The following is a 24,495-nucleotide window of genomic DNA, read 5'->3' on the forward strand; positions in this document are numbered from 1 at the left end:
CTGCGGAACTGGGCGGGCTGCAGCCCGGTGAACGGGAAGATCCACTCCGAGCGCGCCGCCGTGATCACCTGCACCACAACATGATCCACCATGGACCCGCCACCGAGTTACGAGACATCCCTTAGGGAAGAAGATCGGGACCAAGGGCTGCGGGATGATCAGTGTGCATGACGCCGAGCGTGGAAGCGCGGTTGGGGACCTTGCGACGTTTCGTACGGAACTGCATCGCTGTCTGAGCGCCAGAGCTGATGCGCTGTTCGAGTTGGCCGACGCGGTGTTGTGCGCGGACGGGCCGGTACGGTCGCTGCCGGCCTTGTCCCTGGTGGCGGAGCACCGTCGAGGTCACGGCGCGTTGTACGACGCGCTTGGCGCCGGTCGGATCGATGTGCAGCGGTTGCGGACCGTGGTGGCGTCGATGCCGATTCCACGGGCCGCCGACCGGCGGATCGTCCTGGCCGTGGATGTCACCTGCTGGCTGCGGCCGGAAGCGCACACCGTGCCGGAGCGGATCCTGTGCCACACCTACGGCCGTGGCAAAGACCAGCACATCGGGGTGCCAGGCTGGCCGTACTCGTTTGTGGTGGCCCTGGAGTCCGGGCGCAGTTCGTGGACCGCGCCGCTGGACGCGGTCCGGCTGGCCCCGGGCACCGAGCTGGCCGCGGTCACCGCCGAGCAGCTGCGCGCGGTGGTGGACCGGCTGATCGCCGCCGGGCACTGGCAGCCCGGTGACCCAGCGGTCTGGGTGGTGATGGATGCCGGCTACGACGCGGCCCGGCTGGCCTGGCTGCTACGGGACCTACCGGTACGCGTCCTGGCCCGGATGCGATCCGACCGGGTGCTGCGCCGCCCGCCGGGGCCATGGATACCGGGCCCCAAGCGCGGTCGGCCACCACGGCATGGTAGCGAGTTCATCTTCGGCGACCCGGCCAGCTGGGGCACCCCGGACGTCACCACCGTGACCGAGACCCGTCTCTATGGCACCGCGACCGCCCGTGCCTGGCACCGGCTGCACCCCAGGCTGACCCGCCGCGCCGCCTGGGCCGGCTGCCCCGAGCTGCCCATCCTGGAAGGCACCCTCATCCGCCTGGACGTGCAACGACTGCCCTCCGGCGCGACCGCGAAGCCGGTCTGGCTGTGGTGGTTCACCGGCCTCGGCCACCAGCACGGCGGCGACAACCCCGACCCGACCATGATCGACCTGCTGTGGCAGGCGTTCCTACGCCGTTTCGACATCGAGCACACCTTCCGGCTGCTCAAGCAGACCCTCGGCTGGTGCGTGCCGAAACTGCGCGACCCGCACGCCGCCGACCGCTGGACCTGGCTGATCATCGCCGCCTACACCCAGCTACGGCTGGCCCGCCCCCTCGCCGCCGACCTGCGTCGCCCCTGGGAACGACCCGCCCCACCCGAACGGCTCACCCCCGCCCGGGTCCGCCGCGGATTCCGGCACCTGCGCGCCAACAGCCCCTGTCCCGCCGGTGCACCGAAACCCACCCGACCAGGACCCGGCCGCCCACCCGGACAACCCAACCGCCATCCCACCCGCCGCTACGACGTCCACATCGTCACCAGCACGACCGGGAAGACAACCCCTTCGAAGAAGAAGTCGGCCAATCCCCGGCCACGCCGCACAGGTTAAAGATCAAACTAGCCCGACTTGCCGCGGAACCGGCCCTCGTCAACCCAGTCGGTCCAGCTTCTCGCGGGCTGTGGTGTCGGGCCGGGGTGTGAGGACGACGAGGCGAAGGTCGGTGTTCCGAGTAGTCAGGACGTTGGAGTCCAGCGGGATTGGGCCCACGTCCGGATGTAGGGCGGTCTTGTGTGCGCTCTCGTGCAGGGCCACCGTGCCGAGGGCCCAGAGTCGGCGGAACCGGTCGTTGCCCGCCATGCGCGTGATCAGCGCCGCCACGTCGGGTTCATTCGGGTAGCGGGCGCTGGTGGCGCGCAGGTCGGCCACCAGCGACTGTTCGAAGTAGGCGCGCTCGGTGTCGGTCTGGCGGACGCGGGTATCTCGGGATTCGAACTGGACGATCAGCGCGTTGCGGTCGTCGGCGGAGCAGTGCGCGGGATCGCCGAAGACGGCCGCGAACAGCCGGTTCCAGTGCAGAAGTCGCCATGCGGCGTCGTAGACGGCCGCCGGGACGTCGCCCAGGTGGTCGATGACGCGGCGCATGCTGCCGGGGATCCGGCAGGGTATCCGGTCCGGGGCCGCGGCGAAGCCGGCAAGGCGCATCAGGTGCGCCTCCTCGTCGTCGGAGAGTCGTAATGCGCGGGCCAGGGCGGCGCATACCTGCGCCGACGGCGTGCCGGCCCGGCCCTGTTCGAGGCGTGCCACGTATTCGGAGGAGATGCCGGCCAGCGTCGCCAGCTCGCCACGTCGAAGCCCGGCGACGCGGCGACGGGATGCGTTCGGGAGACCGACCGCATCCGGGTCCGTACGCTCCCGCCAGGCCCGCAGCGTAGCGCCGAGGTCATTCATGAACACATGATCCGCCAACGGTCAGGGGATTGGGTGGTATCAGCGGTACGCGGAAGATCCGTGCCTTCCACCACCGTGGCTCGCTCGCCAGGATGGGTTCATGAGCAGAGTGACGAGGATGAACCATATTGGCGTGCCGGTCAGCGATCTGGCCCGATCGTTGAGGTGGTACGAGGACGTCCTCGGCATCGCGCCGAGCGGCGTGACGATCTCCGCCACGAACCCGGCGATCGGTGCGGTCGTCGAGGTCGAAAACGCGTCGATGCGGGCATCGTTCGCGCTGGCCGGCGACAACGTCCTCCTGGAACTCATCCAGTACGACAGCCCGCAGCCGAAGCCCTTCACCGGACGCAACTGTGACGTCGGGGTGATGCACCTGTGTTTCGAGGTCGACGACCTCGACACGGCGCACCGGGACTTGGTGGAGCGGGGCGTGCATGTCAACGCCGATCCGGTCGTGCTCGAGGACGGCGACGGTGTCGAAGCGGGGGCGTTGGCGGGGACGAAGATCCTCTACCTCCGCGACCCCGATGGCATTCAACTGGAGCTGTTCCAGCTGCTCTCGTAGCGCGGGGCTGATCTCATGGCTACGCAGTTGTCGCCGACGCGATGGAATCGCCGGCTGCGAAACAGTTGTGCCATGAGACGTCGTACGGTGCTGAAGGCATTCGGGTGGGGAGTGGGGGGCGCGGTCGCCCTGGGTGGCGGTGGCTTCGGCGCCTACTACCTGAGCGTGAAGCGGGACACCGTGGGAAAGCTCGCCTTCGACACGGCCTTGTCGATTCCTGCCCTGGCCCGGTCGACGAGTGGCGCCTCGGGCGCCCGTATCTTCACGCTCGGCATCCAGCCGGGTGAGACCCGGTTCAAGGACGGGAAGGCCACCCGCACCTGGGGTGTGAACGGCACGTACCTGGGCCCGACGATCCGGGCTCGGCGCGGCGAGCGGGTCGAGTTCGCGGTGCACAACGGTCTGGACGAGGCGACGTCGCTGCACTGGCACGGCATGCACCTGCCGGCGGTGATGGACGGCGGCCCGCACCAGACGATTGGGGCCGGAGACACCTGGACGCCGCAGTGGACGATCGACCAGGCCGCCGCGACGCTCTGGTACCACCCGCACGTACACGGCGCGACCGCCGACCACATGTACCGGGGCGTGGCCGGGCTGTTCCTCGTCGACGACGAGCGGGTCGAGGCGCTGAACCTGCCGTCGGAGTACGGCGTCGACGACGTCCCGATGATCGTGCAGGACCGCGCGTTCGACGAGGAACAGCAGTTCGTGCAGCGGGAACCGCTGGCGGGCTCGCTGGGTGTGATCGGCGACGAGATCCTCGTCAACGGCACGATCGGGCCGTACTTCGACGTGACGACCCGGCTCGTGCGGCTGCGGATGCTGAACGGCTCCAACGCGCGCCTGTACCACTTCGGGTTCTCCGACGATCGGCGCTTCTCGCTCGTCGCCACGGACGGTGGTCTGCTCGCCGCGCCGTGGGAGACCGACCGGCTCTACCTCTCGCCGGGGGAACGCGCGGAGATCGTGGTGGCCTTCGAGCCGGGGGAGCGGGTGGAGCTGCGTTCCTACCCGGCGGCGCACGGCGGGGTGCTGGGACGGCTCGACGGCTTCGACGACCGCTTCGACATCTGCCAGTTCCGGGCCGTGGGTTCGCTGTCCGGCCACGCCGCCGTGCCCGCCGTGCTCGGCGCCGCACCGGACCTCGCCGGCCGCGCGGTCGCCCAGGAACGCTCCTTCGTGCTCGCGTCGAATCGGATCAACGGGCGCTCGATGGCCATGGACCGGATCGACTTCGGTGTCCGGGAGGGCACCGCGGAGGTGTGGGAGGTGACGAACGACAACGGGTATCTGCACAACTTCCATATCCACGACGTGCAGTTCCAGGTGCTGACGGTCGACGGCGGTATGCCGGAACCACCGTTGCGCGGCTGGAAGGACACCGTCCTGCTGGTCCAGGGGAAGCGCTACCGGTTGGCGCTGCGCTTTCGGGACCACACCGATCCGAACACGCCGTACATGTACCACTGCCACCTGCTCGCCCACGAGGACGACGGGATGATGGGTCAGTTCGTCGTCCTGGGCGAGGGCGAGCAGGTCGGCGTTCCGCCGGGCCATCACCGGCATCCGTGATCAGGGCACCAGGATGATTTTGCCGGCGACGGTGCGGGACTCGGCGAGCGTCAGCGCCGACGCGGCCTCGGCCAAGGGGATCTCCGCGGCGATCTGCGGGTCCAGCACACCGTCGGTGAGTAGACGGAACACCTGGGTCAGGTCCTCGGCCAGGTTGCGCCGGAAAGCCGCCAGATTACGGTGGCCCGCCCAGAAGTTGTAGAAGTAGGCGCTTCGGTGGTTCGGCAGGGTGTGCCAGAGCTTCAGCTGCGCGAAGAGCTTCAGCACGGGCAGCCGCGAGTTGCCCTCCTCGTCCTTCGTCGCCGCCGTGCCGTAGGACACCAGCGTGCCGCCCCTGCGCAGCAACTGCCAGGACCGTTCCACACCGGGGCCGCCCACGTGGTCGAACACCGCGTCCACACCGTCCGGGGCCAACGCCCTGATCCGGTGGTACATGCCGGGCTCGCGGTAGTCGACAGGGGTGGCGCCCAGCGCGCGTACCGCGTCGTGGTGGCGCGGCGAGGCGGTGCCGATGACGCGGACGCCGGCGTGCCGGGCCAGCTGGACGAGCGTGGAGCCGACCCCGCCGTTCGCCCCGAGCACGACGACGACGTTCCCGGAGCGGACCTTGGCCAGCCGGTGCAGCATCTGCCAGGCGGTGATGCCGTTGACGACCACGGTCTCGGCGGCGGCGGGGGACACCCCGTCCGGCACCGGAACCAGGTCGGCGGCCTCGACCAGCACATGGGTGGCCCACGCGCCGATCTTGGTGACGGCGGCGAACCGGCGTCCGACCAGGTCGGTGTCCCCGCCGGGTCCGACGGCCGTGACGGTTCCGACCAGGTCATATCCGGGTACGAAGGGGAACGGCGGCTGATCGTAGTACTTGCCCCGGCGCATCTGCTGCTCGGCGAACGACACACCGGTCGCCTCCATCCGCAGGACGACCTGTCCCGCAACCGGCGCGGGCAGTTCGCGGGCGCATACCTGCAGCCCGCTCGGATCGACCACGCCCGGTAGGACTATCTCGGTCGTGCTCGTGGTGACGGGGTTGGTCATGACGGCGTCCCTCCGGTCAGCGGTTGTCGTCGGGGCCCAGCGCCCCGCGGCGCCAGGTGTGCCAGCCACGGCACAGCACGTAGGCGGCGATGGTGGTCGCCGAGACGAACCCGTCGGCGAACAGGGTCCGCAGCGCGTGCGGGACGTCGAGGATGAATGCGGCCTGGACGGTGACCGCGAGCTTGTGGAAGAGCAGGAGTTCCCACATGCCGCGCTGCTTGCGGGGCGCGACCGCCAGCATGGCCCACATCCCGGCGAAGACGATGTAGGCACAGGTTCGCCAGTACTCGGTCAGGATCAGGTCGTCGGGGAGACCCCCGAGGCGGGAGACGCCCTCGACGAACGGCACCAGGGTGGCGGCTGCCGTGATCGCCATCAGGATCCGGCCGGTCCGATCCTGCCAGCGTGTCGGTGCCGCGACTGGTGCCTCCGCGACGACATGGGTGCGGACTGCCATGAGATTTCCTGTCTGCTCAATCACTTCGTGCGCGTGGACACGGAGACCATCGGTCATCGGAGAGCGGCGTCGCGTCGGTGGGAATTGCGTAACCGTTCCGGTCGTCGCGGACGCTCCGGGTGACGTCGGGTGGCTCGCCCAGCCCCGGCGGCATGTCGACGACAGATGATCGAGCCGGAACCCGAGCCTCGATCGGGACGACTAACGGGGCATGACAGCTCACCACCGGCCCGACGCGGCGACCGGCCCGCTGCGCGTGCAGGTTCTCCTGTACGACGGCATCGAGGAGCAGGACTTCGTCGGGCCGTACGAGGTCTTCAGCATCGCCCGCAGTGCCGCCCGTGCGCCGCTGACCATCGACTACGTCACCGCCGACGTCCCGCGGACGATCACCGCCGGTGGCGGCACCCGGGTCGAGGTCGGCACGGGTTGGTCGCCGTGGGACGCGGATCTTCTGATCGTGCCGGGCAGCGGCTTGACCGGCCCGACCCGGCCCGGTGTCGAACTGGAGATCGCGAAGGGTGACCTACCGCGGACACTCGCCGCGGCACCGCGCCCCGGCCTGGTCGTCGCCTCGGTCTGCACCGGAGCGCTGCTGCTCGGCGCGGCGGGTCTGACTCGTGGTCGGCGCTGCATCACGCATCAGATGGTCAAGGACACACTCGCGGCGTTCGGCGGCCTCGTCACCGAGGCCCGCGTGGTCGACGACGGTGACCTGGTCACCTGCGGCGGCGTCACCTCCGGACTCGATCTGGGACTGCACCTCGTTCGTCGTAAGTTCGGCGCGGATGCCGCCGATCTGGTGACGCGCATCCTGGAGTACGAGCCCCGGGGCACCGTCTGGACCTCCTGACCCGCGTCGTCCGCTCGATCGTCAGCGGTCGGTCACCCGGCCGCTGACTCGGTCTCACATCAGCGGGAAGCGGCAACCGTCTGGCGCACTGCAGGAGGCGAACAGCGTGACTTCCCGGCTGCTAACTCCGGACCGGACAGGGGGTAGCCTGGCCGGCGTGCGATCCGCGGCTGGCTCCCGGGGCTCACTGGTCGGCAGGTCGGTCGAGCTCAAGGTTCTCCACGAGCTGACCGGGGAGGCGCAAGCGGGGCGGGGCGGGGCGCTGGTGGTGCGCGGCGAGGCCGGCATCGGCAAGAGCACGCTGCTGGCACACGCCCGCGACGCGGCGTCCGGCGTACGTGTGATCCACGTGGCCGGGGCGGAGTTCGAGCGGGAACTGCCCTACAGCGCGCTGCATCAACTGTGCGTGCCGGTGCTGGGTCACCTCGCGGACCTGCCCCCCCGGCACGCCGACGCGCTCCGGATCGCGTTCGGACTGGCGAAGGGCACGCCCGACCTCTTCCACATCGGCGTGGCGACGCTGGGTCTGCTCGCCGCCGCGGCCCGGGTACGCCCGCTGCTGTGCGTGGTTGACGACGCCCACTGGTTGGACGCGGCGTCAGCGAGGGCGTTGACGTTCGTCGGCCGGCGGGTGGCCACCGAGCCGATCGCCATGGTGTTCGCGCTGCGGTCGCCCGCCTCGGACGAGCTGCACGAACTGCCCGGCCTCGACCTCACCGGGTTGACCGACGCCGAGGCGCGGACGGTGCTCGCGGGCCGACGGCACCTCGTCCTCGACGAGCAGGTGCTCAGCCGGCTGCTCGCCGAGGCCCGGGGTAACCCGTTGGCATTGCTCGAACTGCCCGAGGCGGGCGGCTTCGGGCCCCCGGACACCTCCCCGGTACCGACCCGCATCGAGCGCAGCTTCCGGGACCGGCTGTCGGCACTGCCGGACGACGCCCGTCTCCTGCTGACCGCGGCGAGCGCCGACCCCACGGGCGATGCCACCCTGGTGTGGCCGGCCGCGCAGCTGCTGGGCATCGACGTGCCGACCGCCAGCGCCGGCGTGGCCGCGACCGGCCTTGTCGAGTTCGCCGCCGACATTCGCTTCTGCCACCCGCTGGCCCGGTCCGCGGTCTACCGGGCCGCGTCGGCGCGGGAACGACAGCGGGCCCACCGGGCACTGGCCGAGGCGACCAACGCCGGCACCGACCCGGACCGGCGGGCCTGGCACCGAGCCCAGGCCACCGTCGGCCCCGACGACGACGTCGCCGCGGAACTCGTCCGATCGGCCACCCGTGCCCGGTCGCGCGGGGGCGTGGTGGCCGCAGCAGCCTTCCTGGAACGGGCGGCCGAGCTTTCCCTGGACCCCGCCGGCCGGCTCGAACGAACGTTCGCGGCGGCGCAGGCCGCCCTCGTCGCGGGCCGTCCCGACCGAGCCGCCATCCTGGTCAGAGCCGTCGAGCACACCGGGCTCGACGAGTTCCAGCTCGCCCACGCCGACCTGCTGCGGGGACAGGTCGCCTTCCAGAGCCACCGGGACGAGAACGGCCCAGAGTTCATGATCCACGCGGGAAGGCGGTTGGCCGGGTTGGATCCGGAACGGGCCCGCAGGTGCTTCCTGGACGCGATCGAGACGAGTCTGCTCGTCGGCCGGGCCAGCGGCGTGCTCGATCTGGTGCTGGCCGCCGTGCGGTCAGTGCCGGCGACCGCGTCGCGTCCGCCGGACATGCTGGATGCGCTGGGCCTGCTGAACTCGGCGGGCCACCGCAGCGCGATCCCGCTGATCCGGCAGGTTCTCGACGGCCGCCACGGTTCCGGCAGGCCCGGCTGGATCAAGCACCCCGCGCTCGCCCTCATGCTCGCGGCAGAGATCTGGGATCCCCATCGGTATGCGGCGATCGTCGAGTGGCTGGTGCGGACCGGCCGCGAGTCCGGTTCGCCGCTGCTGCTGCGTCTCGGGCTCGCGCAAGCGGGGTCGTACGGCGCGCTCACCGCCGACCCCGGCCTGGCGATGGCCTCGATCGCCGAGGAAGAGGCCATCGCCGACGCGATCGGCGGGCCGCCGATGCCCTACCACCGGATCCATCTGGCGGCCCTGCGTGGTCGCCGCGCCGAAGCGCTCGCGCTGTTCGAGAAGGCCACGGTCGCGGCGACCACCAGCGGCAGTGGTCTCCTGACCGGCAACATCGACTGGGCGTCGGCGGTGCTGTTCAACGGCCTCGCCGACTATCCGACCGCGCTGGCGGCCGCTCGGCGGGCCGTCGCGGACGGCACCCTCTTCCTCGCCAGTTTCTCCCTGCCCGAACTGGTCGAAGCGGCGGTCCGCTGTGGTGACTCCGAGGCCGCCAGCTCGGCGCTGGAATCGCTCGTGGAACGCGCCGACGCCAGCGGGACCGCCACCGGTCTGGGCATCGCCGCATACGCCCGAGGGATGGTGACCGGGTCCGAGGAGCAGTACCGGACCGCCGTCGCGCACCTCGAACGGAGCCCGTTGTCGGCCTACCGGGCCAGAGCCCATCTCGTGTACGGAGAATGGCTGCGACGCGAGGGCCGCCGGCGGGACTGCCGAGCGCACCTGCGCACGGCACACCGCCTGCTGTCCGAGGCCGGATTCGAGGCGTTCGCCCGACGCGCCGCCGTCGAGCTGCGCGCCAGCGGGGAACGGCCACGCCAACGGTCACCACAAACGTACGACCAGCTGACGATTCAGGAGCTGCACATCGCCCGGCTGGTCGCCGCCGGCGCGACGTCCGGCGAGGTGGCCGCCCAGCTGTTCATCAGCCCGCGCACCGTCGACACCCACCTGCGCAACATCTTCCGCAAGCTCGGCATCAACTCTCGGCGGCAACTCCGGCACCGCTCCGATCTCGGCGCGTGACATCGCCGGGCCGGCCGGCGGCCGCACGGCGCCGGCCGGCCCAACTGGGGGAATCCGGTCAGACAGCGGAAGGCTCGACCGACTGCACGCGCAGCTGGGTAAGGAGCAGCAGCATGTCGGAGTTGAGCCAGTACTCGATGATCTGACCGTCGTGGACGCGCAGGAGGTCGACGCCGGTGAAGTCGACAGGCGTGCCGACCGGTGCCCCGGCGCCGGGGAAGCCTCCGCCGTAGGTGCCCGTGGCACGCCAACGCAGGGCCAACAGGTCGTCTTGGACGATCGGACCGACCTCGATGTCGAACACCAGGTCGGGTAGTGGACCGCGAAGCTGTGCCACCCAACCGGTCATGGCCTCGGCGTCGTCGATCGCGCTGCCGTCGCCGCCGTCGGCCAGGGCCGCGCGTACCCTTACCCCAGGTGCGATCAGTTCATCGACGTCGCTGAAGTCTCCGTTCCACAACGCCTTCCAGGCACCGACCAGGCGGGTGATGTCGTCGCTCATGTCATCTCCATGTCTCTCGTGGTCAAACCGCGCAGGGGCGTCACCGGGCGCGCGCCCACGCGACAGGGCACCCGGCCGATGTCGCGGTCCCGCACGGGATCACCGTGCCCTGGCGACTGTCGCGTCCGCGTCGGCAGAACCTACGTACTCCGGAATACTCCGGCGGCTATGCACGGCGTCTGCGCAGTGCCGCTCCCGCAAGGACGAAGCCGATCAGGAACGGATAGATGATCCCGCGTTCGAAGAGGCCGATGAGTACGCCCGCACCCGAGGCCACCATGGTCCCGAAGACCACGAGCGAGAGCAGGCCGAACGTCCCGGACATGGTCAACAGACGGCCCAGCCCGGACGACATTCCGAGCAGCCGATACGCTCGACCGAGCAGGATGACGAGCACGTTGCCGGCGACGAAGGCCAAGATCGCGCCGATCCCGTGGTAGTCGGTGCCGTCAGTGCCGCCGTCCCCCGGAAACAGCCCCACCAGGACCATGCCAACCGCCAGCACGACCGCCGAGATGACCGTCGCCGCCCGCCGCCCACCCGGCAAGCCCTTCAGCATCGCGACTCCGGCCAGCGCGGCCAGGCCGGTCAGCCCGAGTCCGGTATTCATCACCAGGGCCAGCGGAGAGTACATGTACTGACCGAACGCGGTGAGCGGCCCGTGGACTCCGAGATTACTGATGAAGTGGTGGGTGTAGCTGTAGGGCGGATCCGTCCACGCCGCAGCGGCGACGAACTCGCCGGTGAAGTAGATGATTCCGCTGGCCATGAGTGCCACTGCGGCCGCGGTGCGCTGCCTGATGTCGGTCACGACGTCCTCCTGTAGATGAATCAGTGGCGTCAGCCTGCGGCGCGGCGCTGACACGCGGCACACACCGCGCGGACACCGCCCCGCCGCCGGACCGGACGGGGAAACGCGGGAGGATCGGGGGATGGACGGAGGCGAACGGCTACGGGTCACCCTGCTCGGCGCCTTCCGGGTCGCCCGCGGTGACACCACCCTGGCCGTACCCGGAACGCGCCTGCGGAATCTGCTCGTCCGGCTGGCGCTCGCTGGCGGCCGGCCGGTCACACCGGCCGTGCTGGTCGACGCGATCTGGGGGGAGGACCCGCCGTCCGACCCCACGCAGGCGCTCCAGCGACTCGTCTCCCGGTTACGCCGCGCGCTCTCCCCGGACGCCCCGGATCCCACGGTGGTCCGACAGGTCGCGGGTGGATACCGGCTGGCAGTGGAGGCATCCGATGTCGACGCCGTGCGGTTCGAGGAACTCGCCGCGACCGGCCGAGAGGCGGCACTCGCCGAGGCGGTGGCGCTGTGGGGCGACCGGCCCGGCGTCGAGCCCGCAATCATCGCGGCGGTCGCGCCCACCGTCGCGACCCGCCTGGCGCAAACCTCGATCGAGGTGGTCGCCGACCTCGCCGGTGCTGAACTGTCCTCCGGACGGGCCGAAGCCGCGACTGCCCGGCTGTCCGTGCTGTTACGGGAGCAGCCGGGACATGAGCGGGCGGCCGCCCTGCTGATGGACGCGCTCGCCGGTCTGGGGCGACAGGCAGAGGCCCTCGCCGTCTACGAGCGGGTCCGCGAGGCGCTGGCCGACGTGCTGGGCACCGATCCCGGCACCGCCCTGCGTGAGCGTCATCTGCGACTGCTGCGACCCGAGCCGCCCCGACCAGCGCCCGGCGCCTCGACGGCCGACCCGGTCGTGCCCGGGCTCCCGGCCGGGAGCCTCGGGGCCGGGCGGCCGAATGCTGACCTGCCCGTGCCTCTGACCAGCTTTGTCGGCCGCGACGACGACCTTGCCCGGATCTCCGCCCTGTTCACGGCCGGCCGGCTGGTCACCGTCGTCGGACCGGGCGGCGCCGGAAAAACCCGCCTCGCGCTGGAAGCCGGCCGCCGCCACCGTCACGACTACCACGACGGTGTACGGCTGGTCGACCTCGCATCCGTCACCGACCCCACCAAGATCATATCGGCTCTGCTCGCCGCGATCGGTCTGCGGACCGGCGGCCCGCTCGGGCGGACCGGCGACGACGAGTCCGACGTCCTCCTCACCGAACTCAGCGACCGGGAGATTCTCCTCCTACTGGACAACTGCGAGCACCTGATCGACGCCGTGGCGCGCGTCGTCTCCTCGCTGCTGCCCCGCTGTCCCAGCCTGCGGGTGCTCGCCACCAGCCGTGAACCCCTCGCGGTCGACGGCGAGGGGCTCGTCCCATTGGCTCCGCTCGAACTGCCCGGCCCGGACGCCGACGTCGCGCAGGCCCGACAGACCGCGTCGGTACGCCTGTTCACCGCTCGCGCTGCCGCCGTACGCCCGGGCTTCGATGTCGACGAGACGACGCTGTCCAACGTCGTGCGCCTCGTACGTGGACTTGACGGCATGCCTCTCGCATTGGAGCTGGCCGCCGCCCGGCTTCGGACGCTGTCGCTGCTCGACCTCGCGGAGGGGCTGGCCGACCGGTTCCACCTGCTCGGCAGGGGCAGCCGCACCGCACCACTGCGGCACCGCACCCTGCGCGCGGTGATCGCGTGGAGTTGGGATCTGCTCGACGCCGGCGAACGGGCCGTCGCGGAACACGTCGCCATCCTGCCCGGCGGCGCCACGGCCAGCTCCGCCACCGCAGTCTGCGAGGGGAGCGCCGATGTCCCGAACGTGCTTGCCACACTCGTCGACCGGTCGTTGCTCCAGCTAGATCCAACCACCGGCCGCTACCGCATGCTGGAAACAATCAGGGAGTACGGCAGGGAGCGGCTGGCCGAGGCTGGCACGCTCGGGCGGGCTCGTGACCTGGCCGCGGCCCACTTCGCCGCGCTGATGGCCGAGCAGGATCCCCGACTGCGTGGACCCCACCAACTGGCCGCGATCGGGATCGTCGACGCAGAATACGACAACATCCTCGCCGCCCTCGACCATCTGTGCGTCGCCGGGGACGCCACGGGTGCGATCGCTCTCGCTCTCGACCTCACCTGGTACTGGCAGATGCGTGGCCGCCATGCCGACGGCATCCATTGGCTGGGGCAGGCACTGGCGGTGGCGAATGGCGAATGGACTGTCGCACGCGACTGCGCCCGTGCCGCCTATCTACTCAACCGAGCGGACATCACCGCCGGCGTCTCCGCGCGGTATGAGGTCGACGAACAAACGACGGTGCGGGAGCTGGCCGGTCGGCTGCTCGCCCATCCGCACCTGCCGGGCCACTTCCGTCTGCTGGGTTCGATCCTTCTGTTTCTCCAGGACGAGCCAGCCGCGCTCGCGACCTTCACGCGTTTCACCGACGGCGACGACCGGTGGTCGGCCGGGCTGGCGCACATGTTCCAGGCCGAGATCGCTGAAAAGGAAGGGGCGCTCTACCGGATGCGCCGTCACGTCGAGGTGGCGCTGGACCACTTCCGGCGCATCGGTGACCAGTGGGCCACGGCTGCCGTGCTACCGATGCGTGCGGCCCTGCGGCGGTACGACGACGTCGACGGCGCCATGTCCGACCTCACCGAGGCCCGGACGCTGACCGGCCGATTCGGAGCGCTCGGCGTCAGCGACCAGTTCCACAGCGACCTGCGCTGGATCGACCTGCACCTGCGCCGCGGTGACACCGACCTGGCGGCAGACCTGCTCGACGCCGCACGAGCGCGCGCCCGGCGCGCGTCCTCGACGGAGATGCTGGTCCTCATCGACGTACACGAGGCGGCCCTGAGGGTGCGGCTCGGCGACCTCGACCGTGCGGGTGACCTGATCGACGCCGCAGAGCGGGGGCTGTCCGTCATCCCGGCCTACCCGGCCGATCACGCCCGCGCGCTGGTGAGTAGCACCAGGGCGGCGCTCCTTCTGGAACTGAGCGACCTGTCCGGTGCCGACGAGGCGCTGGCGGTAGCGCACGAGGCGGCCCGGGCCACCCGGGAGCTACCGGTCCTCGCCCAGGTGACAGTACAGATGGCCGCGGTTGCCGACCGGCGGGGAAGACATCACGAATCGGCCGCGCTCCTCGGTGTCGCCGCCCGCCTGCGCGGCGCGCACGACCACACCGACCCGCAGGTCAGGGAGCTGACCCGCAGGGGAAAGACTGCGCTGGACGAGGACGGGTTCGACGCGGCGTACGCGGCGGGTCGTCGCTGCGTGCAGCAGACCACGGTGCAGGTGGCGGCTGCCACCTGCACCGTGACCGACAGCGACCGGTAGCGCGGCGCGTCACGCCGTCGCGGACCGGCCGGACCTGCTGTCGACCGGTAAGCCTTGCGTCCGGCCGGACCGGCTCACGGGCGCTCACCTTCTTCGGCCAGAAGCGCGAGCACGCTGTCGGGTGGCGTGCCGCCGAAGATGCTGGCCATCAGCTCCTCGTCCTGCGGGACCTCGGCGGTACGCGGGAACATGGCCTGTTCGTACTCCGCGATGGCGGCCTCGATGTCGCCGGGGCGGGCGGCGAGAGCCTTGCCGAGTTCGGCGCCGTCCAGCATGGCGAGGTTCGCGCCCTCGCCGTTCGGGGCGACCAGGTGCGCGGCGTCACCGAGCAGCGTGACGCCCGGGACGCGATCCCATCGGTGGCCGAGCGGCAGTGCGTGCAACGGGCGCAGGACCGGTCCGCCGTCGGCGTCGGTGATCAGCGCGGTGAGTTCGGGGGCCCAGCCCTGGAACTCCTGAACGACCCGGGCGGCGGCCGTGGCGCGGTCGGTGAAGTCGATGTCGTCGAACCAGTCCAGCGGGCGGGTGAGGGAGATGTAGGCGTGCAGGGTGCCGCCGCTCTCCCGGTGGGCGACGATCCCTTCGGTGGCCGACGGCGCGTACATCGATCCCTCACCGACCATTTTCGCCACCCTCGGGTGCCGGGTGGTGGCGTCATACAGGTAGGTCTCGACGTACGACTCACCGGTGTACTCCGGAACGGCGTCGGACAGCAGCGGCCGGATCCGTGACCAGGCGCCGTCCGCACCGACCAGGAGTTCCGTCTCCATGGTCGAGCCGTCGGCGAAGGTGACCGCGTGACGACCGTGGCCGAGACCGCGTACGGTCCTGGCCTTCGCCCCCCAGCGGACCGTGCCAGTCGGGAGCGAGTCGAGCAGGATTCGCCTCAGGTCGCCGCGCTGTACCTCGGGGCGTCCGCCGGAGCCGTCGTCGCCCTTCTCGAACAGCACCGTGCCGTCCGTGCCGAGGAACCGCATCGCCTGGCGGCCCGCCAGCACTATGCGGCGGAACTCGTCGGTCAACCCGGCGGCCTCAATGGCGAGTTGCCCGTTGTAGTCATGGATGTCGAGCATTCCGCCCTGCGACCGTGCCGCGGCCGTGGCCTCGGCTTCGTAGACCTCCACCGGCATGCCGTGCCCGGACAGGACTCGGGCCAGGACGAGACCGCCGAGCCCGGCGCCGATGATGGTGACTGGGTTGTTCATGATGCCCTCCCGGTGCGCGGATCGCTGCTCGCCAACAGTCGCCACTGCCGCTGACGTCCGGCTCTCACGGCGCGGACACGGCGCACCACCAGCCGTCCTGCGGTCACCGGACCGTTCCGCTCGGCCGCCGGGCGGAACGACTAGGACGTGACCCGGGGAAGGTGGCGCTCTGGCGGTCCGTCGCCAGCGAACTCGCGCTGAGGAAGTCGATGCGCAGCACGTAGTTGCTGTGTACAGGTAGCGGTCGGGGAAGTTGTAGGAGCGGAACGAGGACCAGGAGCTGTCGGCCAGCCCGGCGGTGCGGTAGAAGGTGGCGTCTGCCCGGAAGAGGGCGGTTTAGTCGTTGGCGGCGAGCCCTGCCACGTAACCGCTTGTGCCGCAGGTAGTTGCCCGGGCGGTTCACCGACTCGAACGACACCCCGGCGGAATCCGCGAGGCCGGGGACCATCCGCCACATCTGGTCCTGGCAGGGGTCGACAGGCGTACGGGTCGATGCGGACCGATCCGTTGGAGTGCCGACCGTAGTAGTCGGGGAAGTCGGAGGACTTCAGCCGGACCCAGTTCGGGGTACCCCAGCTGCTGGTGGCGGCACTGTACCCGGCATCGGTGATGCCGGTGATCGAACCGTGCTTGCTGTTCAGCGGTGGGGTGTAGTCCCGCTGGTTGGTCACCATCGACGAGTTGCCACTGACACTGCTGGTGGACCAGAGGGATGCTCCTTACACGCTACCGGCCGCGCCGCCGTGGATCGCCGAGAGTTGGAGCTGCTCGGGCCAGCGCACTCGGCTGCGTCTCGGAAACGTCAGAAGCAAAGTTGCGAAATCCGGCCTAGGGCCAGGCGGCTGTGCCGGGCCTCGGCCGACACGAACTTTCCGCGTTGGACGCCGATCACCGCTGGGCGACCGTCCCGGGAACTTCTTCGACGAGGTGCCGGCCGGCGGGGACATCCACGCGTTTCAGTACATCCTGCACGACTGGGACGACGACCGGTGTGTGCGCATCCTGCGCGACTGCCGGCGGGCCAGGAACACCCGGACGGCCGGGGTGGTTGGCACTGGACACCGTCCTGCCCGAGGGCGACGCCGCCCACCCGGGCAAGAGCATCGACCTGGTCATCCTGGCCTCGTTCACCGGCCGGGAGCGAACCATGGCGCAGTTCGCCGCCGCGGCCGGCCTCCGGCTGACCCGGGTCATCGCCAAACCGGAGCCGGGTTGGCTGTCGATCATCGAAGGCCGGCCGCGCTGAGCGGCCGGGCAATGGCCGGGCCCTGGCCCGCACCGTCCGATCCCGGTGGGTAGAACAGCCTGGCCGGCCCGGACGGCCGCATCCCGACGGACCCCACGGCATGCAGCGCCGTGGGGTCCGTCGTCGGAAAGCCGGGCACGTCGACGCACCGGAGACTCCGCGCGGACCGCGCAGGACGAACCTCGCCCCCAGCCGCCCAATCCCGGACGACGACCCGGGGCTTAGCTGGTGGTGCAGGTGATGCTGGCCGGCGGGTTGTTGGTGCCGTTCCACGTCGCGGTGAAACCGAACGTGGTGGAGGTGCCTGCGGCGAGCGTGCCGTTGTAGGCGACGTTGGCGACCGTAACGCTCGCCCCGCTCTGGGTGTGGCTGCCGTTCCAGATCTGGGTGATCACCTGGCCGTTGGGGAAGCTCCAGGAGACCTTCCACCCGTTGACCGGCGTGGCGCCGGCGGTGACGGTGACGTCGGCCTGGAAGCCACCGGCCCAGGAGTTGGTGATGGTGTACCTCGCCGTCGCCTGGCCGGCCGGCGGTGCGGTCGTGCCGGTCGGCGTCGCGGTGGGGGTCGCGCCGACGAAGGTCAGCTTGACCACGTACGCGAGCGCGCTGTACGGAGCGTTCGCCGAGGGCATGGTGACGTGCAGGCCGGCCCCGTCCTGGGTGGGCCGGGGCAGGTTGACGTACGTGCCGGCGGTGGAGCCGAGCAGCTGCACGCCGGTCAGGTTGCCCAGGTTCACCCGGCTCGATGTCATCGTCGAGATGGTCAGGGTGCTGCCCGGCCAGCCCAGCACCGTCGCGTACAGGACGGTGTTGTTCTTGTTGCGGGTGAACCGGATGTCCCGGTTGGTGCCCGCGCGCGGGGTGACGAAGGACCCACCGCCCATCTGGGTGGGTCCCTCGCCGTAGACGGACCAGGCCCGGGTGCCGTAGATCGACTCGCCGAACCGCTTGAGGTGGTCGCCGATGCCCCGCAGGATCGTCTGCTGCCCGGACGGGATGACGCCGTCGGCCGTCGGGGCGATGTTGAGGACCATGGTGCCGTTCTTGCTGACCCGGTCGATCAACGCATGCAGCAGGGCGGTGGTCGAGTAGTAGCCGATGCCCTGCGTGTAGCACCAGCTGCTGCTGGAGACGCTGTCGTCGGTCAGCCAGTACGGCGACTGGATGCCCGCCGGGCCGCCCCGTTCGAAGTCGTAGACCTCACCGCGGTTGTTGAACCCGTCCTTGTAGGTGGCCACCACGTCCTTGTTCCACGCGACGGCTTTGTTGTAGTAGTACGCCAGGAAGTCGAGCCGCCGTGCCTCGTCGATGCGGCCGATGTAGAGGTCCTGCCAGATGAGGTCGGGCTGGTAGCCGTCGATGACCTCCCGCAGCTTGTCGGTCCACAGTTGCTGCTCGGTGGCGTTGTCGAGCTGACCGTAGAGTTTGCGCAGGGTGGTGGTGGACTGCTGCGGCACGTACTGGTAGTAGCCGCCGAAGTTCCACTGGTGGTGCAGCGAGACGAACAGCTTGAGACCCTTGGCGCGGATGGCGTCGGCGTGCAGCCGCAGCAGGTCCAGCTTCGGGCCGGTCGCCACGGAGTTCCACTCGTTGACCCTGCTGTTCCACATGGAGTAGCCGTCGTGGTGCTCGGCGACCGGCCCGGCGAACCTCGCCCCGGCGTCGACGAACAACTGGGCCCACTCGTTGGGGTCCCAGTTGCCGCCGGCGGACCTGAGCTTCGGCGCGAACTGCACCCAGTTGCCCGCCTTGTCGCGGGCCCCGTTGATGAAGTTGTGGTACGGCCAGGCCGCCGGATCGCCGTACACACTCTTGTGGTGGTTGTTCTCGGACGAGCCGTTGTTGTGCATGTTGCGCGGGTACCACTCGTTGCCGAACGCGGGGACGGTGAACGCCCCCCAGTGGTAGTAGATGCCGAACTTGCCGTCCTGGAACCAGTCGGCGGCCGGCGGGTGCTGGTCGACCGATGCCCAGGTGGGCGTGTAGCTCTGCGGCCCCGCCGTGGCCAGGGCGTTGCGGACGCCGAGCAGGCCGGTGGCGGCGGCGACGCCGGTGGCGCCGCCCGCGACGAGCAGGCCGCGGCGGGTCAGTCGGAGGGGGGACGAGGACATTGGACGCTCTCCTGGTCGAACGGTGGTGGGATGACCTGCCGCGAAAGGTGTCACCGGTAGCCGGCGGCGACGATGTTCGCCTGGACGGCGTTCTCGGTGGCGTCGGTGGGGTAGCCGGCGGTCATCACGCCCTCGTAGAAGGTGCCGGCCGCGCCGTGGCTGTTGTCGCCGCCGATGCCGAGGATGATCGCGCCTTCCTTCTTCATCGGGTTGTAGCCCGGGACGTTGGGGCGTGCGCCGTTGTAGAAGGTCGACAGACTGCCGGACTGGGCGTTGCCGCCACGGATGGCCCAGTGGTTGGGCTCGCCCTTGATGATGGCGGTGAGGTAGCGGTGGCTGATGCTGGGGTCGTTGGCGTTGTACTTCTGGTTGACCCCGGAGAAGAGGCCGTTCTCGAGGTCGGCCATGATCCACGGGCCGTTGCCGGCGCCGTAGCCCCAGACCTTGTTGTTGCCGAAGTAGATGGCCTCCATGGTGCCGTTGCCGTTGTCCCGGCTGTTGGTCTCGGCGTTGCCGTAGTCGAAGCAGCAGCCGCCGTTGTAGTGGGTGCCGTCGAGGATGGCGTACATGCCCTCGGGTTGGTCGCCCTTGGCGATGCCGTTGGTGGTGTTGTTCCGGTAGCCGGTGCCGGGAGCGACGAACACCCCGTACGCCTTCTGGCCGTTGAGCGTGGTGGGGGCGGCGGTGGCGTTGGCGAGGTTGTCGTATCCGCCGGGGGCAGGGCCGGGGAAGCCGCCGGGGGGTGCCTGGGTGAGGTGGTTACCGCGACCGCTCTGGTCGTAGATGATGGTGATCAGGCAGGTGGTGTTGGCGCAGAAGGTGTCCTGGGCGGCGGCGTTGGCGACCCCGCCGGCGGCCAGTGGGGTGATGTTACGGGTGGTGTTGTCCGAGGCGCGACGGACCTGGTAAAGGTTGCCGGTGTACGCGGCGTACAGGGCCCGGGTGGTGCTGTGCGCGGCCACGCAGGGGGTGTTTCCGGCGGCGTAGAGGTCGCAGGGCAGGCGGGTGCCCGGCGGCGGCGTGGTGGGCGGGGGCGTGGTGGGCGGAGGGGTGGTCGGCGGCGGTGTGGTGGGTGGCGGTGTGGTGGGGGTGACGCCGCCGGTGCAGGTCGTGCCGTTCAGCGTGAACGTGGTGGGTGCCGGGTTGCTGCCGGTCGCCGCGCCGTTGAAGCCGAACGAGGTGCTGCCCCCGGTCGGGATGCTGCCGTTGTAGGACACATTGGTGACGGCGACCTGGGCGCCCGACTGGGTGTAGGAGCCGTTCCAGAGCTGGGTGACGGTCTGTCCGGCGTCGAAGCTCCAGGTGAGCCGCCAACTGCTGACCGGGTCGCCCAGGTTGGTGATGGTGACGCCCGCGCCGAAGCCGCCGGGCCACTGTGAACTGACCGTGTAGGTGACCTGGCAGCCGGCGGCCGCCGCGGACGCCTGGGGCGTCCCGATTGTGCCGCTGCCGATGAGCACCAGCGTAGCCAGGGCCGCGACCGATGCCGAGGCTTGACGCCAGACAGTGCCACGTTTCATGGAGTCCTCCAGATGTGGACGAGAGTTCACGGGCCCACTCGGGGTGGGTCCCTACGGTGCGCCGCCTGTCGGGCCCGAACTCCGGCAGGCAGGAGCAACCGTGCAGCCTGGCGAGTCCGCTGGTCGGTGCCGTTGGGGCTGGCGGGCCCGGACGCCAGGGCCAACGGTCAGCCGAATCGGCGGCAGAGGGCGTGACCCACACTGCTGCACTGATGAGCAAGTTAACGTTCACATACGAGCATGTCAATGGATATGGCGACCGGGGTCCACCCTGCTCTCGACCGCCTGCTAGGGAGCGAAAGACCCATCCACCAGGGAAAACGAATGACGATGGCGCTGCGTCCTAGAGCTGATCGGGAAGAACGACAGCTTTCGCGAGTGGTGGGTGTGCCGCATCGGCGGCGGGCCGGACGTGCGACATCGTGCCGATCGGAGTGTCCCGTGTGGCTCGGAAGCCGGGCCGAGGTGCCCCCGGCGGGCGGTTTGCCGTCGTCGAGCAGCTCCAGAGTGCGCTGACGGCTAGGTTGCTCCGATTTCATCCTGTGCCGATGCGGTCCTGCTCGTTAGACCTACTGCACTTTTCGACCAAGCCAACCGACAAGCACGCCGACAGAAGGGGCCCGCACCGTGGCGATCAGCCGACGAGCACTCGTCAAGGCCGTGGCCACGTCCGGTGCGCTCACCGCGGCAACGGTGGCTGGGCTGCCCGGTGTTGCGTGGGCGGCGAACACCGCGTACGCGATGGCCTACTTCACCGAGACGCCGAGCTTCCAGGGCGCGGACTACGGTCCCGTCCTGGCAGTGATCCAGGACGAGCCACGGTGGGTGGCCCGCTGCCCGGCGCAGTTCTTCGGTCACGTCGGAGGAGCCGACGATCCGGAGCCGGGCGGGGCGGTGCTGCCACGGGCGACGAGAGTCGTGCCGACCTCGTATCGTTCCTGGCTGAGCGACCGGCCATCGACCATGGTCAGCGCGAGTCGGGCGGCGGTGGCACCGATCTCGGCGAACGGCTGCCGCACCGTGGTCAGAGGCGGAGCCAGCCACGCCGCCGATTCGACGTCGTCGAAGCCGACGACGCTGAGATCGTCAGGGATCCGCAGCCCCGCCTCCCGCGCCGCCACGTAGACGCCCATCGCCTGCAGGTCGTTGCCGCAGACGACGGCAGTCGGCGGATCCGGGCGGGCGAGCAGCTCGGCGCCGAGGTCGCGGCCGTCCTCGACGGTGAACATCCCGTGTCGTTCGAGGGTTGCGTCGAACGGGACACCGGCGTAGTCCAACGCGGCCCGGAAGCCGTCCAGACGAGCCCGTGCGTGCAGGTCCCTGACCGGCCCGGTGAGCACTCCGATCCGCCGATGACCGAGGTCGAGAAGGTGCTGGGTGGCGGCGACGGCACCGCTCCAGTTGTTCGACCCGACGGCGGGGGTGGGAAACAGGCTCCCGATCGGGTCGACCGCGACGAGTGGTGTCCCGGCCGCCGCGAACTGCTCGCCGTCCTCGGCGGTGAACAGGGAGAACATCGTGATGACGGCGGCTGGCCGCCGCAGCAGCAGCGGCGCCGCCCAGGGTTGCCCCGCTCTCAGGTGCTCACCCACATCGGTGAAGCCGACCGTGTAGCCGCTGGCAGAGGTGACCCCCTGGACACCGAGCAGGATCTCCATGGCGATCGATGACAGCATCTGGTGGAAGACCACCTCGATGCAGAGGGCCGTGCCGGTGGTCTCCCGCCGTCGGTAGCCGTGGTCGCGGAGCAGTGCCTCCACCCGCTGCCGGGTCTGTTCGCCCACGCCGCGACGGCCGTTGAGGACCTTGGAGACCGTGGGTGGGGAGACGCCGGCGAGTTCGGCGATCGCGGCGATGGGCAGGTCACCTCGCCGGAGTCTGCGGATTGGCTGCTCGGGGCCTTTCTCAATCACGAAGGAAGTCTATGGGTCGAGGTGCGGGGGTTGACCAGTGCCGCTCAGGCCGCCGGACCGCCGCCTTGTCGTCTGTCGACGACTGCGGCAGGCGCGAAACCGTTATCGATAACATTCGAAAGTCCCGATGGTGGATCGCGTCGTCCTCGAATCGGTTCGTAGCAGGTGAAAGAGGGTGGGACACCGTGCGGGCGGCGGTTTCGGGGGTTTCGACCGAACGTCAACGGCTGGGAACTTTCGCGAAATCTGATCGTCACATCTTGACGGCTGAGACAGCCATCCACGAGAGTCAATGTCAGGGAGTGTGATGCGCGGTCGGGAGCCCGGGCGTCGGAAGACCCTCGGGTGAGGATGCCTGGGCAGCATCCTGTGAACGCTAACAGAATGGCGGTTCCGCCTGGCGCGAACCGGTGTTCGTTGGCATCCGGGCTGATGGCTGCCGGTATCGATGGCAGCCGGCGTCCGCACCTCCTCCAGCGGGACCAGGGTCGCGATGGTGGCGGCCGGCCGCACCCTGCCCCGCTGTCGCTCCGCCGCTCAGACGTACTGCATTTTCGCAAATGGACGACCAAAACGATGGCAGAAGGGTTCCGTATCGTGGCGATCAGTCGACGAGCACTCATCAAGGCCGTGGCCGCGTCCGGTGCGCTCACCGCGGCATCGGTGGCTGGGCTGCCCGGTGTTGCGTGGGCGGCGAACACCGCGTACGCGATGGCCTACTTCACCGAGACGCCGAGCTTCCAGGGCGCGGACTACGGTCTGCACCTGGCGGTGAGCCGGGACGGTCTGAACTGGACACCGTTGAACCAGAACAATCCGGTGGTGACCCCCACCCAGGGGCAACTGGGCCTGCGGGACCCGTTCGTGTTCCGCAAGCAGGACGGCACCTTCGTGGTGTTGGCCACCGACCTCAAGGGCACCAACTTCGGCCTGAACAGCCAGTACCTGCACGTGTGGGACTCGACCAACCTGACGAACCTCACCGGCTACCGCCGGATCAGGATGCACACCCTGCCCAACTCGCACACCTGGGCACCGACGGCGTTCTGGGACGCCGCCCGGGGGCAGTACGCCATCGTCTACTCGTGCAACAGCGGCGGCGACGTGCTGATGGTCAACTACACCAGCGACTTCGTCAACATCGGCCCCCAGCAGGTGTTCTTCAGCCCCGGCTTCGGCGTGCTCGACGGCGACGTCGTCGTCGACGGCAGCACCACGTACCTGTACTACAAGAACCTCTCCACCGGTCTGCTGCACGGCGCACGCTCCTCGACCGGGGCGCCGAACAGTTTCACCACCTACACCAGCGGGCTGCGGATGGGCAACGCGATCGAGGCACCGCTGCTGGTGAAGAACAACGACGGCAGTGGCTGGCGGCTCTGGGGTGACTCGTTCAGCCCGGTCAACGCCGACTACTACATCTGGTCCACCTCCAACATCGCCGGCAACTCGTGGACGGCGCTGAACCAGCGGGACTACACCCCGCCGTTGAACGCCAAGCACGGCTCGGTCGTCGGGATCAGCGACGCCGAGTACGACGCGATGGTGTCCCGGTGGGGCACCCCGAACTGGGTGCGGCTCAAGTCGTCGAACCTGCCGGACTACTTCGTGCGGCACAGCAACGGCGTCGGCCGGATCGACCCGTTCCCGTTCGACCCGTACCAGGACCAGTTGTGGCGGATGGTGGCAGGTCTGTCCGACTCTGCCGGGGTCTCGTTCGAGTCGGTGAACCGACCGGGGAACTTCCTGCGGCACAGCAACTACGCCATCCGACTCGACCCGAACGACGGGTCGGCGACGTTCCGGGCGGACGCCACCTTCCACCGTACCGCCGGCCTGGCCGACGCGGCGTGGACGTCGCTCCGGTCCGCCAACTTCCCCGACCGGTATCTGCGGCACGCCGGAAACGTCCTGCGGATCGACCCGCTCAGCGCCGGTTCGAGCGTGACCGACCGGCAGGACGCCACCTTCCGCATCACGTCCTGAGCGAGGA

At 69.9% G+C, this 24,495-nt stretch carries 17 protein-coding genes and 2 pseudogenes; 9 read left to right on the forward strand and 10 right to left on the reverse strand.

All coding sequences use genetic code 11. The annotated features are described in order from the left end of the window. Positions 1 to 154: 154 nt before the first annotated feature. Positions 155 to 1,639, forward strand: coding sequence for an NF041680 family putative transposase (locus JQN84_RS23815; protein ID WP_204960783.1), 1,485 nt, complete (start codon positions 155 to 157; stop codon positions 1,637 to 1,639). Positions 1,640 to 1,678: 39 nt separating this feature from the next. Here the strand turns inward: JQN84_RS23815 and JQN84_RS23820 are convergent, their stop codons facing one another. Then, a complete protein-coding gene (locus JQN84_RS23820) occupies positions 1,679 to 2,479 on the reverse strand; it encodes a helix-turn-helix transcriptional regulator (RefSeq protein WP_204960784.1) in 801 nt (266 codons plus the stop codon). A 100-nt stretch (positions 2,480 to 2,579) separates the two neighbouring features. Between JQN84_RS23820 and JQN84_RS23825 the strand changes: the two genes are divergently transcribed. Both JQN84_RS23825 and JQN84_RS23830 read left to right on the forward strand, forming a co-directional pair. Beyond that, positions 2,580 to 3,047: a VOC family protein gene (locus JQN84_RS23825; RefSeq protein WP_145920637.1), complete on the forward strand. Its 468-nt coding sequence runs from the start codon at positions 2,580 to 2,582 to the stop codon at positions 3,045 to 3,047. A 72-nt stretch (positions 3,048 to 3,119) separates the two neighbouring features. Then, positions 3,120 to 4,622: a multicopper oxidase family protein gene (locus tag JQN84_RS23830; protein ID WP_204960785.1), complete on the forward strand. Its 1,503-nt coding sequence runs from the start codon at positions 3,120 to 3,122 to the stop codon at positions 4,620 to 4,622. On the opposite strand, the gene JQN84_RS23835 is transcribed toward JQN84_RS23830, so the two are convergent. Together JQN84_RS23835 and JQN84_RS23840 are read right to left on the reverse strand one after the other, a co-directional pair. After that, positions 4,623 to 5,660, reverse strand: coding sequence for a medium chain dehydrogenase/reductase family protein (locus JQN84_RS23835; RefSeq protein ID WP_204960786.1), 1,038 nt, complete (start codon positions 5,658 to 5,660; stop codon positions 4,623 to 4,625). Positions 5,661 to 5,676: 16 nt separating this feature from the next. Continuing rightward, positions 5,677 to 6,117, reverse strand: a complete 441-nt coding sequence (locus JQN84_RS23840) for a hypothetical protein (RefSeq protein ID WP_204960787.1) — start codon at positions 6,115 to 6,117, stop codon at positions 5,677 to 5,679. Between the two features lie 211 nt (positions 6,118 to 6,328). Between JQN84_RS23840 and JQN84_RS23845 the strand changes: the two genes are divergently transcribed. Both JQN84_RS23845 and JQN84_RS23850 read left to right on the forward strand, forming a co-directional pair. Further along, a complete protein-coding gene (locus JQN84_RS23845) occupies positions 6,329 to 6,970 on the forward strand; it encodes a DJ-1/PfpI family protein (protein WP_204960788.1) in 642 nt (213 codons plus the stop codon). Between the two features lie 157 nt (positions 6,971 to 7,127). Next, entirely contained in the window at positions 7,128 to 9,830 is a 2,703-nt protein-coding gene (locus JQN84_RS23850; RefSeq protein WP_307821413.1) for an AAA family ATPase, read from the forward strand. A 58-nt stretch (positions 9,831 to 9,888) separates the two neighbouring features. On the opposite strand, the gene JQN84_RS23855 is transcribed toward JQN84_RS23850, so the two are convergent. After that, positions 9,889 to 10,332, reverse strand: a complete 444-nt coding sequence (locus tag JQN84_RS23855; RefSeq protein WP_204960789.1) for an ester cyclase — start codon at positions 10,330 to 10,332, stop codon at positions 9,889 to 9,891. A gap of 166 nt (positions 10,333 to 10,498) precedes the next feature. Then, entirely contained in the window at positions 10,499 to 11,143 is a 645-nt protein-coding gene (locus JQN84_RS23860) for a DUF998 domain-containing protein (RefSeq protein WP_204960790.1), read from the reverse strand. A gap of 121 nt (positions 11,144 to 11,264) precedes the next feature. Here JQN84_RS23860 and JQN84_RS23865 point away from each other — a divergent pair, with 121 nt between their 5' ends. Further along, the gene (locus JQN84_RS23865) at positions 11,265 to 14,507 is read left to right on the forward strand and encodes an AfsR/SARP family transcriptional regulator (protein WP_204960791.1); all 3,243 of its coding nucleotides are present in this window, start codon (positions 11,265 to 11,267) and stop codon (positions 14,505 to 14,507) included. A gap of 74 nt (positions 14,508 to 14,581) precedes the next feature. Here JQN84_RS23865 and JQN84_RS23870 read toward each other — a convergent pair whose 3' ends face one another. Further along, positions 14,582 to 15,712, reverse strand: a complete 1,131-nt coding sequence (locus JQN84_RS23870; RefSeq protein ID WP_204960792.1) for an FAD-dependent oxidoreductase — start codon at positions 15,710 to 15,712, stop codon at positions 14,582 to 14,584. A 412-nt stretch (positions 15,713 to 16,124) separates the two neighbouring features. Beyond that, positions 16,125 to 16,169: pseudogene (locus tag JQN84_RS32610) on the reverse strand (hypothetical protein); the annotation flags it as partial. Between the two features lie 242 nt (positions 16,170 to 16,411). Here JQN84_RS32610 and JQN84_RS31620 point away from each other — a divergent pair. Then, positions 16,412 to 16,729, forward strand: a pseudogene (locus JQN84_RS31620) (methyltransferase); the annotation flags it as partial. Positions 16,730 to 16,760: 31 nt separating this feature from the next. Continuing rightward, complete coding sequence (locus tag JQN84_RS31625; RefSeq protein WP_239486208.1) at positions 16,761 to 16,958, forward strand: hypothetical protein; 198 nt, start codon at positions 16,761 to 16,763, stop codon at positions 16,956 to 16,958. A 221-nt stretch (positions 16,959 to 17,179) separates the two neighbouring features. Here JQN84_RS31625 and JQN84_RS23885 read toward each other — a convergent pair whose 3' ends face one another. The 3 genes from JQN84_RS23885 to JQN84_RS23895 form a co-directional block, all read right to left on the reverse strand. Then, positions 17,180 to 19,069: an alpha-L-fucosidase gene (locus JQN84_RS23885; RefSeq protein ID WP_239486089.1), complete on the reverse strand. Its 1,890-nt coding sequence runs from the start codon at positions 19,067 to 19,069 to the stop codon at positions 17,180 to 17,182. Between the two features lie 50 nt (positions 19,070 to 19,119). Further along, positions 19,120 to 20,589, reverse strand: coding sequence for an arabinofuranosidase catalytic domain-containing protein (locus JQN84_RS23890; protein WP_204960794.1), 1,470 nt, complete (start codon positions 20,587 to 20,589; stop codon positions 19,120 to 19,122). An 854-nt stretch (positions 20,590 to 21,443) separates the two neighbouring features. Beyond that, a complete protein-coding gene (locus JQN84_RS23895) occupies positions 21,444 to 22,502 on the reverse strand; it encodes a LacI family DNA-binding transcriptional regulator (RefSeq protein ID WP_204960795.1) in 1,059 nt (352 codons plus the stop codon). 576 nt (positions 22,503 to 23,078) lie between these two features. On the opposite strand from JQN84_RS23895, the gene JQN84_RS23900 reads away from it, so the two are divergent. After that, complete coding sequence (locus JQN84_RS23900; protein ID WP_239486090.1) at positions 23,079 to 24,488, forward strand: glycoside hydrolase family 43 protein; 1,410 nt, start codon at positions 23,079 to 23,081, stop codon at positions 24,486 to 24,488. Positions 24,489 to 24,495: the final 7 nt, after the last annotated feature.

Source organism: Micromonospora humidisoli (assembly GCF_016900955.1).
Lineage (GTDB): Bacteria > Actinomycetota > Actinomycetes > Mycobacteriales > Micromonosporaceae > Micromonospora > Micromonospora wenchangensis.

Coding starts and splice junctions, on each gene's coding strand:
- JQN84_RS23815 (WP_204960783.1), top strand. CDS start 155: ATGATCAGTGTGCATGACGCCGAGCGTGGAAGCGCGGTTGGGGACCTT.
- JQN84_RS23820 (WP_204960784.1), bottom strand. CDS start 2,479: ATGAATGACCTCGGCGCTACGCTGCGGGCCTGGCGGGAGCGTACGGAC.
- JQN84_RS23825 (WP_145920637.1), top strand. CDS start 2,580: ATGAGCAGAGTGACGAGGATGAACCATATTGGCGTGCCGGTCAGCGAT.
- JQN84_RS23830 (WP_204960785.1), top strand. CDS start 3,120: ATGAGACGTCGTACGGTGCTGAAGGCATTCGGGTGGGGAGTGGGGGGC.
- JQN84_RS23835 (WP_204960786.1), bottom strand. CDS start 5,660: ATGACCAACCCCGTCACCACGAGCACGACCGAGATAGTCCTACCGGGC.
- JQN84_RS23840 (WP_204960787.1), bottom strand. CDS start 6,117: ATGGCAGTCCGCACCCATGTCGTCGCGGAGGCACCAGTCGCGGCACCG.
- JQN84_RS23845 (WP_204960788.1), top strand. CDS start 6,329: ATGACAGCTCACCACCGGCCCGACGCGGCGACCGGCCCGCTGCGCGTG.
- JQN84_RS23855 (WP_204960789.1), bottom strand. CDS start 10,332: ATGAGCGACGACATCACCCGCCTGGTCGGTGCCTGGAAGGCGTTGTGG.
- JQN84_RS23865 (WP_204960791.1), top strand. CDS start 11,265: ATGGACGGAGGCGAACGGCTACGGGTCACCCTGCTCGGCGCCTTCCGG.
- JQN84_RS23870 (WP_204960792.1), bottom strand. CDS start 15,712: ATGAACAACCCAGTCACCATCATCGGCGCCGGGCTCGGCGGTCTCGTC.
- JQN84_RS23885 (WP_239486089.1), bottom strand. CDS start 19,069: ATGTCCTCGTCCCCCCTCCGACTGACCCGCCGCGGCCTGCTCGTCGCG.
- JQN84_RS23890 (WP_204960794.1), bottom strand. CDS start 20,589: ATGAAACGTGGCACTGTCTGGCGTCAAGCCTCGGCATCGGTCGCGGCC.
- JQN84_RS23900 (WP_239486090.1), top strand. CDS start 23,079: ATGGCAGAAGGGTTCCGTATCGTGGCGATCAGTCGACGAGCACTCATC.